This is a genomic window from Paenibacillus sp. QJM3NY_38 (assembly GCF_056173265.1).
Genome location: NZ_CM149665.1, coordinates 6,721,553 through 6,734,994 on the forward strand (window position 1 = coordinate 6,721,553; position 13,442 = coordinate 6,734,994).

Here is a 13,442-nt window from a genome sequence, read left to right on the forward strand (position 1 = left end):
CCACCTTTATATTAGTTTTATTACGAAACCACTTCGTACATCGGCACCAGCTTATCGATCATATCTCTGATGGAACCAGAATCTTCCGAAATAACCTTGTGCATTCTCTTGATTTCCAGTTCCAGTTGATGACGGCTTAGATCACTTGGCTTGCCGATGAAAATACGGTTATGCTGAGTGGCTGTAACATTCTCTTCGTCTGTCAGCAATTCTTCGTAGAGCTTCTCACCCTCACGAATACCTGTAAACTTGATCTCAATATCCTGATAAGGTTCAAAACCTGATAAGCGAATTAAATCTTCTGCTAATGTGAGAATCTTTACCGGATTGCCCATATCAAGAACGAAGATTTCACCGCCTTTCGCGAGCGAACCTGCCTGAAGTACTAGTTGTACCGCTTCAGGGATGGTCATAAAGTAACGTACCATTTCGGGATGGGTCACCGTCACCGGCCCACCATCCAGGATCTGCTGCTTAAAGAATGGGATGACACTCCCTCGGCTGCCTAACACATTCCCGAAACGGACCGCAGCAAACTTCGTCTGACTGGTTGCGTTCAGGCTCTGAATATACATCTCGGCGATCCTCTTGGTCGCACCCATTACGCTAGTCGGATTTACCGCTTTATCCGATGAAATCAATACGAACCGTTCCGCTTGATAGAGATCCGCACAATCTGCAACATTTTGCGTTCCGAACACGTTATTCTTTACAGCCTCTGATGGATTTCGCTCCATTAATGGAACGTGTTTATGCGCTGCCGCATGAAATACGACTTGTGGCCGGAATTGTTGAAATACCATGTTCATTCGTTCCCGATCTTGGATATCTGCGATTATGGTCTCTAGCACAATGTCAGGAAAGGTTCTTCTCAACTCCATCTCAATATTGAAAATACTGTTTTCCCCATGCCCCAGTAGAAGAAGCTTGTTCGGTTTAAATAACGATATCTGACGGCACAGCTCAGACCCGATCGACCCACCAGCCCCCGTTACCAGGACCACTTTATCCTTCACATAATTCATAATTCCTTTGAGATCGGTGCGAATGGGATCTCTGCCGAGCAAATCTTCTACACTGACTTCGCGGATTTTGTTCAGGGAGACCTTCCCGGAAATCAGATCGTTTAGTCTTGGGATCATTTTTAGTTTAACGCCCGTATCCTTACATATTCCTGCAATCTCGGATATTTGTTGCCTGCTGGCAGAAGGAATGGCAATAATAATCTCCTGAATATCCTTTTTTTCTACGATTCCTGGTATGTTTTCTCTGGTTCCTAACACCGGGGATCCAAGCACCTGAAGTTTGTACTTCTGAAGGTCATCGTCGACAAAACCAATCAACTTCATGCCAAGCTTGGCATTTCTGAGCTCCCTGGCTATCAGGATACCGCAGTCTCCTGCACCTACAATCAAGACTTTCTTGAAATCCTGCTGATCTGAGTTCTTCAACTCTCTAGGTACCACTACTCTGACCAAAAACCGTATCCCTCCTGCTAAGAGCAAAACAGACTGCAGTGTGCGAATGATTACCGAGAACGGGACACGTTCGGGAAGCAGGATCCAGGCAGCCAGATAAGATACTGCGCTACCCAGAATAACAGCTTTGAATATAGATTTGATCTCTTCAATGCTTGCATACTGCCAAGCCCGGCGGTAGAGGTGGAAATAATAAAAGCTTAGTCCAAACCCGATCACCGAAATAACAGAGAATTGAAGCATCTGGAGCTTATATTCCGGCGTAAAATTATCATAGAAGCGGAACAAATATGACGTCACTATGCTGAAGCAAACGATTATAATATCTATCAGGAACAGCGCTACTCGATCTTTACGCAACTTCATGGTTTTTCGGTGCCTCCGAAAAATTTTTTTATAGACTTCATTTATAGAGATGTTTGCATGAAACAGCGCTAGTTAGTTTCCATAGTAGTAGTAGTAGTATTCCTCACTGGTCTTGCGCTTCACATTATTTAACACCACGCCCAGAATTCGAGCATTCACACGTAGCAGTGTTTCCTTTGCTTTGTTTGCAATATCTTTCTTAACCTTTCCTGAATTGATGACCATAATCACCCCGTCACTATTGGACGCAAGCAATTGAGCATCCGTAACCGCAAGAACAGGGGGCGTATCAATCAGAATCACATCAAACTGCTCACGCAGTAGTTTAACTAGATTCGCCATGCTTTTGGAGCTCAACATCTCCGCTGGGTTCGGCGGAATGGGACCTGCTGTCATGACGAACAGATCCTCTACATCTGTTAGCTGAATAACGTTCTCTAGCGGATCCGAGTGAGACAGATAAGAGGATAACCCCTCACGGTTGGACAGCTGGAACGTTCGGTGTACTGTCGGCTTTCTCATATCGGCATCAATCAACAGAACCTTCCGATTGTTTTGAGCATAAGTGACAGCCAAATTGGCAATGACGGTCGATTTCCCTTCCTCCGGCCCAGATGAAGTGACCATAATAACCTGTGTCTGCTCATCCACGGAGGAGAAATCAATATTGGTCCGCAGCGAGCGGTACGCTTCAGAGATTGGAGAGCGTGGATTGGTCTGCACGATCAAGTAACGCTGTTTATTTTGCAATCGTGACATTATTATTTCCTCCCTTCGATAGCGCGCCAGCTCCCAGGGCCGACTTGGATGACTTCTTGTCTTCCTCACTTACCCGTGTAATCATGGCCAAAGTCGGAATATCCAGAAACTCTCTTACATCTTCTTCAGACTTAATGGTGTCATCCAGATACTCTAATACAAACGCAATGCCCAATCCCATCATGAGTGATAGAACGAATCCAATAGCGAGATTCAGAACAATATTGGGTTCAACCGGTTGAGGCCGTACCGTTGGTTCGGTTTTCGCCTCATTAAGAATCGACACATTCTGCACATTAAAAATAGACGGAATTTCCTTTTGAAATACTTTGGATATCGCATTGGCAATCTCCGCGGCTTTCACATAGGATGTATCCTTAACCACTACCGTCATAACCTGTGTATTATTCACAGAGCTGACATTGACCATTTTAGACAAGTCTTCTGTCGTCAGCTGAAATTCGGGGTAGTTCACCACTACTTCATCCAAAATAGCAGGAGTCTTGATGACCTCCTTATATGTATTGATCAATTGGATGTTGGTATTGATCTCGTTAAGATCTAATTGGTTTGCCGCCGATTGATTCGGTGTCTGATTGACAACAATTTTTGTCGAAGCCTCAAAGACCGGCTTCTTGATAAAGATACTGTATGCCCCTACGAGCGAACATACCAAGACAACAATAAGGACGATCAACCAGATTCTCTTTCGGACAATCCGGAAATAATCCCTTAGCTCCAATTCACGTGACACGCAATTTACCTCCAGCTGTTATAAAGTTCACTTCCTAATTCCCTCAAGGATGGAACCTGTTCCACCCTTATTCAAGAAAAGACACCTTCCTCCGTCTACGAGTGAGGAAGGTGTCGTTCATGCTGGATTATTTAAAATTCATCGTACGATAGATCATCACAGCTGCTTCAGCCCGGGTTGCATTGTCATTCGGTTTGAACTTGCCGTTACTTCCGATTACAAGACCTTTCGAAGCCGCAAAGGCAACACCTTGTTTTAACGTTGGATTAATTTCACCTGCATCACCGAACTGGTTCAGCACGCTCTCCAGAGCGGATTCATTCCCCAGATCTTTGGATACCTTGAGTGCACGAGAGATCATAGTTGCCATCTCGGCCCGTGTAATCTTGGCATGTGGTGCAAAGGATGTACTAGAGCGCCCTTGAATAATACCTTTCTCTGCTGCTGCAGCCACATATGGTGCAAACCAGTCACTTGTATTAACATCGGCGAATGATTCTGTAGCCATGCTGTTCTCCAGGTTCAAAGCACGAATCAACATTTTCGAGAATTCAGCACGTGTCACTGAGTCCTGTGGAGCGAAGATGCCATTCGATCTTCCTTCAATCGCACCTTTAGCTGCTACAACCTGAATCTGACGTCCAGCCCAGGATTGAACACTTGCGATATCCGTAAAGGATACTTTGTTCTCTACTACCGCATAAGACGAGAAGGCATCACGTGGTTCTACGATAAACTTGCCATTCCCCACACCACCGTGGAACTCCAGCTTGTTATTCACAATCTTAACAACAGACAGCAGTTCTTGATCCACATTAACGTCCCGAATTGGAAGCGTTATGATGATTGGTTGACGGAATGTCGTAACCTGTTTACCGCCTACTTGAAGACCAAATTCATATACATCTGAAGCCAGCTTCAGCTCGGTAATAGTCGTTATTGCTGCATCTGATTTCTTAGTTATCTGCAGCTTCAATGCATCAGCGAATTGCTGGACCGGCAGTGTCACCGATAAGCTGTTCACCACGATCTCAATCTCCTCAATACCCGCTGCTTTGGCAGCTTTCACAATGCTGTCTGATACCAGTACTTCCAAAGACTCATAGTTCACGGAGCCCAGATTAACGATCAACTTAAGTTGGTCTTGGTTATTCGCCTTAGCTTTGATCGCGTCGATCAACTTAAGAACGTAGTTCTCATCCAGATTCACTACCGCTTTTCCGCCTACAAGCTGAACCCAAGCCGAAGCATCCAGAGTCAAAAGTTTATCCAGCGGTCCATCGGGAATTGGAGTTGTGACGCCACCACCGCCACCTCCTGGAGTAGCGCCGCCACCACCGCCACCACCTCCACCACCACCTGTTGGTGGAGGGGTTGTTCCAGGGTTCTCGAGATCAATATTTTCAGCAGCCAGATAAGCCATGGCCAATACTACCGTTGCTTCCTTCACTATGGCAGGATCCAGGCGATCTTGAACACTGGATACCGAGCCTGCAATATCGTTCTCTGTGATCCCCAGATTGTTCAGCACCTGAGAAAGGGTCTGGTTACTCACCGGGGTGTTTAATACACTGCGGAAGGAGTCACGGATTAGTGCATTACGCGCTTCACTGTTGTTCAGCAGATTATTCAGTTCTGCCAAGGTCTTGTTCTTCACAATCGAGACCAGCTGTTTCTCCACACCACTCGGCCCGAAAAGGAAACTCGCGAGATCATCCACCGTGAGGTTAGGAACCCCTCCTGCTTCTCCAATCTTCTTAGCTGCCTCCACGTACTCCGGATTCGTCCGGATCGCGACCAGATTGTCATACTGTGGATCGAAAGACAGTGAAGTCACGGCTTTAAACAGATCGTAAAGCGTAGTGTCAGAGACACCAGCGGATCTTGTCGCGGACAAAAGTGGCGCGAAGCTTTCCTCAAAAGCAGCAAAGTTCACTTTGTTGTCTACTTCCAAGCGGAGCGCACGAAGCTTGGTCTTGTCTGCGTCGCTCAAATGAGCGTAAATCCGGTTCAACTTGTCCTTTACATAATCCAGATTGTAATCGGCAGCCAATACGGCTGTGCTTCCTACATATTTGGATAATGTTTCATTACTCAGCGGGATGCCCGCCAATGTTGCAGCCGCCATGCTGACTGCAAGGGTCGATACGGTAATCTTTTTTCTGAGTGTCACGATTCTCTCACCTCTGTTATGTAATAGGTTTCTTATATTTATGCTACAGTCAGCCTTTGCGACTAACCAAGTCATAACAACCTGGTACTTACCGGGATAATCCGAACATAGTGGAAAAGACCCTGGATAAACGTTTCCTTCCAGATGATCTTGTCGGGATCTCTATGGTTGGGATGGTTTCATTCCTGATCAGTCTTGTTGCATTTTCTCGGAAGTAATTTGCCGCTGCTGATCCCAGCTTCTGTTCAATCACCTGATAACTCTGGGATAAACGAAAAGGCCTGCGTACCGGATCATGAGCATCTGTCGCTATGAAATGTACCAGGTTTTTCTCGCAAAAGTCCAAAGAAATTCTCTGAAGCTTACTGCCTCTATCTCCAGTAACGGACTGTGCTGTTAACTGACCCAAAGCCCCTAGATCTACCAGTCTTCTCAGACGTTCAGGTTGGCGTACAATCTCGGCATTCCGTTCTGGATGTGCTATAACCACCTGGATGCCGAGAACAGATAGTTCGTAGATCAGTTCTTCCGTTGTCTTCGGAATGTGCGATGAAGGCAGCTCCAATAGCATATAACGGCTGTCATGAAGGAGCATCAATTCTCCAGTATCCCAGTGCTCCAGCAATTCATGATGTAGGCGTATTTCTTGCCCTGGCAGAATAGTGACATCCAGCCCTTCCTCTCGCAACTTAGCATTCAACAGATCAACTGATTCCAGAACGTTGGAAGGCTTATTCACATATCTGCCATTATGATGATGGGGAGTTGCAATAATCACACGAATCCCATCCTCACGGGCCTGCCTGGCCATGACCACAGACTCACCCCAGTCACTTGCCCCGTCATCTAGAAAAGGAAGGATATGACTATGTATATCAATCATGTAAGAAACCCCCTCCAAATATTGGTCGAAAAGGGTAAAGATTATTAACTTTTGTTAATAGATTACCTCAATTTTCCTCTATAAGCTACTTAATTGTACCAAATTGTAACAAATTATGAAAGACCTTAGGTCAAATCTCCTATTAATTTATCAAAAACTACGACAAAATTCAGAGATTTCAGAAAAATTCACAAGATATATGTAAATAATTGAAATAATATATCGTAAGTGCGATTAACTTTAGTTATCTTTTTCGTTCTTAGGCTAATCTATATATTTATTTTATTTTTTTGAAATTTCTGCATAGATAGTAAGCTAGACATACACCAGCTGCATTAATAAGCATATCCAGAATTCTGGCATCCCGATTAAAAAAGGGTTGTACCAGTTCGGTCAGAACGCCATAGCCAATGGCCCATATTACTCCCGTTCGGTTACGTCCAAAGTTAGTCATTAATAGAGAAAGTATAAAGAACCCTGAAAAATGGCCAATTTTCTGAATGATAAATGTTTTCGATTTAAAGGTGTACAATTGCCATAGGTCTGACCAGGTCGGTTGGGGATTCAATTTGAAATGAATTTGAAAATCTGTAAGGATCGGTTTGACGCCTTCACTGCATGTTCCAATGAATAAAGCGACAAGACAGATTAGAGTTAAGAAGACTCGCATGAAATACGTACCCTTTCAAGGTTTGGAATGTGGTTGTTAGTATACCACTCCATATTCGTATGGTAAATATTTCAACAACAATTCATAGTTTCGCTGGAACTTCCCCTGTAGTAAATGAAAGGCTTCCAAAATAGCCAAAGCCATCACCCTTACAACAAAGAAAAATGCTAACTTAAGATTTTAAGTTGCTAAAAATAAAAAATAGAAGAAAATAAGCTATTAAAAAAGCGAGGGGAGTATACTAAAAAGCCCAATCCTAGCTTGCATGAGAGTTGTAGCTGAAATCAAATACTCAAAAGTAAAAGTGACTTACAATAAAGAACCTTCCAAAACAAATCGGCGACCTATCCCCGATTGAATTCTGTAACCGCTCATAGAGGTTATAGGCGAGCAGTTTGATTAACAAGTCGAGTTCATTCGCCCCAAAATCGCTGGGCGCAATCCGGTCAATGGAAAACCCGCTTTTGGCTTCCTTGATGTAGTTTTCCATGCAGCAACGTTGCTTGTAGAAACACCATAAAACAATCCGCTCCCGACTCGAGGTTGGTAACGATTGCTTCGTACCTCCAGTCCATTTCGAAAATCAAAAGTGACTGGCCATCATCGACCACCTGCGCTTTTCGGATGATCGCGACACGACGTGTCTTTTTCCAAGAAGGGGGCCTTGTAGATGAACATAATGCCTTCGATGACCCAGTCCTCATCGTCGACAAAGCGTTTCCAGTAACGACAGGCTGCGACTTCCGCAGCAAGACGCTTCGTTCACTTCAATTTGCCAACATAGCCGATTCGTCTGCTTTCCCACAAATGGTAAAAGTCTTCGCCTCCGGATCCCTTATCGAATTTGGCGTACTTCATCGGACACTCGTCGATGAGGTAGAACGTCTGCTCCAGGAAGGAGGCACGGTCCGTGGAGGAGTGCGTATTTTTTGCCCGGAGAACGGCATTCAAACATAGGCGAGATTGCCCTTCGAAAGCTAGCAAGGGATGATAGCCTTTTCGGCCAGGCTTATGCGGATTTGTTCCTTTGGCCGCACCGGATTGATCGCCATACACGGTCTCCACAGTGGAGTCTAGATCCAAGATGAGTTTCGACGGCAGACAATGCCGAATAATGTCCTGATTGATTTTACGTAAATCAAGTAAAAGGTTCGGACAAGTCTTGCGCAGTCGCACCAATTCTTTGTAAAGCAAGGAATGGTGCGGACATCGTCCGCCTAGAAAACGTCGGATGAGCGAATCATGTTACAGCTTTCGAAAATGAAAGATCCGCTCGCGGCCGAGCATCCAGCCGACGTTCAGATAGAGCAGAATTTAATGAGAATTCCGTCTTGATTTTGTGTATGGGTGTGGTAGACTTCACCTAAAGGGTGCTCCTCTCTTTGGATAATGTTGTTTTAGGCAAACACCATTTTACCAAAGATCTGGAGCACTTTTTTTTTATGAGGGTTACTTTCGAAATTCAGGTTTATTTAACCAGCGAGGGAGGGGGCGAAACATAATTATTCCAGATCAGTGCCATGCCGCTTTTTTTTAGTATTCTTCTCGATCAGTTATGATTAGATAGTAAACAGACTGTATATTTTAAGTAAAATCGACCATGAATATAGCATCATTTAATTTCGACCTAGGTAATGCTAGAGAAAATAAAACAAAAATGGCAACTGTTATTAAAACATCTTCCACCTATTGGTATGTAATTCACAGGTTCAATTCTTACGATCCATTAAAATACTATCCATGGGCCCACCGTAACCCTCATAAGCATTTCGCTGGGCCTTAGCTTGATTACATTGTCTTATCGAATCCTGCGCCTCAAGGCGTAACAGATTCATACGTGACATAATAACATCGTCATTCTTCAAAACATCCAGGACTCTCTCGTTTTGAACAACAGAGGGAGTTGCAATCTCAGCCAAACCAATCAATTCATTGACGATACCTTGTCTACGATCAACAAACCTCTCGATCTCCTCATAGGATAAATTCGATAGTTCCTTTGTTACCTTTAGCGTCTCACTCTCCAACTCAGTAATAAGCCTATCCATCTCTATGCCATCAGCCATTCACGATTTCACCTTGTCCTACCCGATTGCCCTGAGGTGTTTGGGATAATGCAATCTTAGAAGCTTCAGCCCACGTCTGGCGCAAATCCATAATATACCCCAGTGCCTCTTCCGCTTTTGTCTTATCCTTCTTTATATTCGCCTCAATCAACAGATAGTTGGTGTATTCATAGAGAATATATAAATTTTTGGAGATATCAATTGACCGATCTAACGTTGACATCAACTCACTAATGATCGTCTGAGCTTTACCGAAATGAAGGTTGGCCTTCTCGACGTCACGCGCATCAATCCCTTGGATAGCGGTACGTATAAAACGGATTGCCCCATCATACAACATAACAACAAGATGCTCAGGCGTTGCCGTCTGCACCGATGATTGACGGTATTTCTCATAGGGTGAAGTTATCATATTGACTCCCATCCTTCACTTGGTTATTTGAAGTAATTAGCAAGGCTCGACGACTGGGACTCATATTTACTCATTGCCGTCTCCATGGCGGTGAACTGTTTGTAATATGCAGTTTCTGCTCGTGTGAGACGACTAGTCATATCTTCTATACGTGTATTATAATTTTTGAGCAACTTGCCCATAGAGCTTTCGGTTTTATATACACTATTCAAATCTGTGGAGTATTTATTTGTACCAGCCTTCTCAACCAGCTTATCAAGTGTCTTGTTCAACTCATTAGACAGTTTATCAAAAACACCTGAATCAGGCGCACTTGACGGACCTTGGAATAATTCCATGATTCTCTGCGGATTATCACTAAGAGCTTGTTTCAGCTTAGCTTCATCAAGTTGAATCTTACCCCCCTCATAATACTTTCCAGTTGTAATACCTATGGAGCTCAAATCCCCCAAATTACTTGTAATAATCGTTCGCATGGAAGAGATGGTTGATTTAAGAATTTCATCATTTTTAAGAAGGCCACTTTTTGCCTTATCTTCCCAGAGCTCAATATCTTTTTCTTTCATTTCCTTTTTCTGTTCATCTGTAAGTGGAGGAAATCCTCTGTATTTCTCTTCCCCTACCCTTTTGTTCATTAGGCTCAGTAAACTATTATAATCTTCAATAAATGCCTTTATTGTGTCCATAGCTTTCTGAGGATCAGTCTGAGTTGTAATGCTAGCTGGTTTATCGGTGGCGGAACCCGATGGATCTACTTTTGGATCCGGTTGATCAACTGTCGTTGACAAGAATGTTAATTGGATTCCATTTATAGTGTAGGAATTACTATCTCTTTCCACCATTGTTCCATTTATAAATGCAATTGAACCCTGACCGGTTTTAACTGGATCTGCACCTATACCTCCAAAAAGTCCCAACATGGTATTTCCAACTGCATCGATGCCATCTAATTTTCCCTCTTGACCATAATTTTTTGAAGAGATTACTAATTTACCCGTCAATTCATCAAATGCAGCCACGGCATCCGCTTTACTGTTACTATTTATTGTAGAGACAACAGCAGATATGCTTGTTGAGCCATAAAACGTAAAGCTCTCTCCGTTTATCTTTAGTGAGTATGAATTATCCTTATAATTGCCCTCGGTAGGAACCTCTCCATTCTTAATCGCCTCGAGATCTCCCAATGTAGTTTTAGAGGTTACGTTCTTCCCCGCAGTCACTCCATTAGTTTCTAAGCTCGTGCGAGTAGCTAATTGAGTTACGCTGACCTTCATGGGAATGCCATTGTTATTGGGAGAAGCCTCGGCTTTCACAGCTTCTAAATTTCCTGTCACCGAAGCCTTTTGAGTATTCATCTCTGCGGAATTTCCGTATTTCCACAACTTATTGTTTCTAAAGTCAACAATCTTACTATTAATTTCCCTATAACTGTCTCTCGTCCATTGCAAGGTTGTTTTTTGTTGATTCAACTTATCCAGCGGAATCCGCTTGGCTGTCATTAAAGACTTTACCATGCTGTCGATATCCATACCGGAAAATCCGTTAATTCTCATGTATACAATCCCTCCAGTTATACCTTTTCGTCGATCAATATTCCCGCGATCTCCATCATACTGGCTACCAAATCCAGCGTCCGCTCAGGCGGGACTTCGCGGATTACATCTCCAGTATCTTTGTTCAGAACTTTCACCATTATTTCGTTGGTCTTTTCGTGTATGCTGATATCCAAAGTTGTTTCAGGTCCCTGGAGGGATTTCACGGCCCGTTCAATCGTACGGATTAGCTGCTCTTCTCCGATGGACACTTTAACACCTTGCCGTTCCTTCTCTGTTAACGACATAATATCTTTAGCTAGTGACTCTTGATTAGCAGTCGCATTATTTGTGTTCGTTATTCCTTGCGACTGAGTCTGTGGTTGTAAAGACGTACTGGCAGAAAGAGATAACTGCACATTCATTCTTATTACCCCCGGCAACGATTCGATTTTAATATATATATCGGATCAACTATTGATATTATTTAGGTCAGATTGGTCTACAACCTCATAAATGTGTATTATTCATAGTTATCAGAAGTCTTATCAGTCATATTCATACATTAATTTCCTGGTAAGGATCCTCTAAAACAGCGTCAAAATTTATGTGTAAATGTAGATGTCCTTTTCTCGTAGAAACTACCGTTGTCTTTGTTAGTGAACATTTCTAGTGGTTAATTGATTATACATGTTTCGAAGAATTCATAGGTTATAGGTTATGGACAACCCAAGATCAGCGCTAATGGCGATACTCATTTGTTACCTTTTTAAGTGAAGGGAATTTATTAGTTAAATACAAATAAAAGAGACCCTAGGTTAGTCTAGGGTCTCCTTAATAATCTATAAAGATTAACGAAGCAATTGAAGTACGCCTTGTGGTTGTTGATTAGCTTGTGCAAGCATAGCTTGTGCAGCTTGAGCAAGGATGTTGTTCTTCGTTTGATTCATCATTTCTTTAGCCATATCCACATCGCGGACACGGGATTCAGCTGCAGTCAAGTTCTCGGAAGAAGCGCCCAAGTTGTTGATTGTGTGCTCTAAACGGTTTTGGAAAGCACCAAGTTTAGAACGCTCGCCAGAAACTTGTTTCATTGCTTCGTCTAAAACTTTCAGTGCATCGTTTGAACCTGTTTGTGTTAATAGGCTAACATCTTTCACCAACTTGTTATTAGCTTTATCTCCAAGCGTGTTAGCACTAACTTCGTTAACATCAATTGTCATGCTTTGGTCTTTATTTGCACCGATTTGAAGTGTTGCTCCACCGCCAGCAACCGTAATAGTTGCGGAATCAGTTGCTGCACCTTTAGCAATAAATTCAGCTCCGTGGAAACCTACTGATTGGCCTATTCCTGTTACTTGCTCAGATGCTCCATTTGGACCAACTACTGTAGCAACTGCATCTACACCAGCTGTAACAGCACCACCGAAATCAACAGCATCAGCTCCACCTACTGTAATACTTGCATTAGAGCCGAATTCTGTTTGATCTAATTTAACAAAATTAGTACTTACAGTCGCTTGTACACCAGTTTTATCTTTGTATTCATTAATTTTATTTACAACATCTTGCGTAGTTGCAGCTGTCATACCCGAAAAGTCAATTTTAATACCATTAATAACTAGCTCTTTGCTAGAAACGTCTACAGGAGCAGTATTAAGGTCTAAAGTACCAGCAGCAGCACTTGCTTTTGTAGCAGCTGTATCGACTGTAACAACATAATCACCTTTTGCTAGGCCCGTAGCGGATGTAATGTCTACTGCATCCTTATCAGAAGAAGTTCCTGTAACTCCCAAGCTACCATTCAAAAGTTTTTGAGTGTTGAACTCGGTTGTTTCGGAAATACGATTGATTTCAGATTTCAACTGTTCAACTTCTTTTTGAATTTCTTTTCTGTCATCAATTGTGTTTGTATCGTTACCGGACTGTACTGCCAACTCACGCATACGTTGAAGAATGCTGTGAGTTTCGTTCAAAGCGCCCTCAGCTGTTTGAATCAAAGAGATACCGTCTTGCGAGTTACGGGAAGCTTGATCCAAACCGCGGATTTGACCGCGCATTTTTTCGGAAATTGCTAGACCCGCAGCATCATCACCTGCACGGTTGATGCGAAGACCTGAAGACAGTTTTTCGATGTTTTTGCTAGTTGCTGCAGTGTTTGCACCCAATTGACGGTGAGTGTTCAAAGCTGCGATATTGTGATTAATAATCATAGTAATATTTCCTCCCTGAAATAAATGATCCCACGTCCATGTGGTTTATTGTTCACTACCGGTGAGGTCGGCCGCCCCTCAGTAGCTCTACTATATATATCGTCAGGAAGAGGAATCTTTTTATAGCAGCTTAAAG

11 protein-coding genes and 1 pseudogene are annotated in these 13,442 nt (G+C 43.1%); all 12 read right to left on the bottom strand.

Going from position 1 to position 13,442, the window contains the following annotated elements:
• Positions 1 to 20: 20 nt before the first annotated feature.
• The 12 genes and pseudogenes from AC0VZ8_RS31285 to AC0VZ8_RS31340 all read right to left on the bottom strand — a co-directional run bounded on the left by AC0VZ8_RS31285 (position 21) and on the right by AC0VZ8_RS31340 (position 13,306).
• Positions 21 to 1,844, bottom strand: coding sequence for a polysaccharide biosynthesis protein (locus AC0VZ8_RS31285; RefSeq protein WP_475485388.1), 1,824 nt, complete (start codon positions 1,842 to 1,844; stop codon positions 21 to 23).
• Positions 1,845 to 1,916: 72 nt separating this feature from the next.
• Positions 1,917 to 2,603 carry a CpsD/CapB family tyrosine-protein kinase gene (locus tag AC0VZ8_RS31290; protein WP_475485389.1) on the bottom strand — a complete coding sequence of 229 codons (687 nt, stop codon included), beginning with the start codon at positions 2,601 to 2,603 and terminating at the stop codon, positions 1,917 to 1,919.
• Positions 2,584 to 3,357 (bottom strand): YveK family protein, encoded by a 774-nt coding sequence (locus tag AC0VZ8_RS31295; protein WP_475485390.1) that lies wholly within the window; start codon positions 3,355 to 3,357, stop codon positions 2,584 to 2,586. The genes AC0VZ8_RS31290 and AC0VZ8_RS31295 overlap by 20 nt, the downstream gene beginning before the upstream one ends.
• A 127-nt stretch (positions 3,358 to 3,484) precedes the next feature.
• Positions 3,485 to 5,530, bottom strand: a complete 2,046-nt coding sequence (locus tag AC0VZ8_RS31300; protein ID WP_475485391.1) for an S-layer homology domain-containing protein — start codon at positions 5,528 to 5,530, stop codon at positions 3,485 to 3,487.
• An 88-nt stretch (positions 5,531 to 5,618) separates the two neighbouring features.
• On the bottom strand, positions 5,619 to 6,413 hold the full coding sequence (locus AC0VZ8_RS31305) for a tyrosine-protein phosphatase (RefSeq protein ID WP_475485392.1): 795 nt from the start codon (positions 6,411 to 6,413) through the stop codon (positions 5,619 to 5,621).
• Positions 6,414 to 6,690: 277 nt separating this feature from the next.
• The gene (locus tag AC0VZ8_RS31310; protein ID WP_475485393.1) at positions 6,691 to 7,083 is read right to left on the bottom strand and encodes a VanZ family protein; all 393 of its coding nucleotides are present in this window, start codon (positions 7,081 to 7,083) and stop codon (positions 6,691 to 6,693) included.
• A gap of 361 nt (positions 7,084 to 7,444) precedes the next feature.
• Positions 7,445 to 8,397, bottom strand: a pseudogene (locus AC0VZ8_RS31315) (IS1380 family transposase); the annotation flags it as partial.
• A gap of 395 nt (positions 8,398 to 8,792) precedes the next feature.
• On the bottom strand, positions 8,793 to 9,149 hold the full coding sequence (gene fliT / locus AC0VZ8_RS31320) for a flagellar protein FliT (protein ID WP_475485394.1): 357 nt from the start codon (positions 9,147 to 9,149) through the stop codon (positions 8,793 to 8,795).
• Complete coding sequence (gene fliS / locus AC0VZ8_RS31325; RefSeq protein WP_475485395.1) at positions 9,142 to 9,561, bottom strand: flagellar export chaperone FliS; 420 nt, start codon at positions 9,559 to 9,561, stop codon at positions 9,142 to 9,144. The genes fliT and fliS overlap by 8 nt, the downstream gene beginning before the upstream one ends.
• 23 nt (positions 9,562 to 9,584) lie before the next feature.
• Positions 9,585 to 11,114 carry a flagellar filament capping protein FliD gene (gene fliD / locus AC0VZ8_RS31330; protein ID WP_475485396.1) on the bottom strand — a complete coding sequence of 510 codons (1,530 nt, stop codon included), beginning with the start codon at positions 11,112 to 11,114 and terminating at the stop codon, positions 9,585 to 9,587.
• A 17-nt stretch (positions 11,115 to 11,131) separates the two neighbouring features.
• Positions 11,132 to 11,518, bottom strand: a complete 387-nt coding sequence (locus AC0VZ8_RS31335) for a flagellar protein FlaG (protein ID WP_475485397.1) — start codon at positions 11,516 to 11,518, stop codon at positions 11,132 to 11,134.
• 426 nt (positions 11,519 to 11,944) lie between these two features.
• Positions 11,945 to 13,306 carry a flagellin N-terminal helical domain-containing protein gene (locus AC0VZ8_RS31340; protein ID WP_475485398.1) on the bottom strand — a complete coding sequence of 454 codons (1,362 nt, stop codon included), beginning with the start codon at positions 13,304 to 13,306 and terminating at the stop codon, positions 11,945 to 11,947.
• Positions 13,307 to 13,442: the final 136 nt, after the last annotated feature.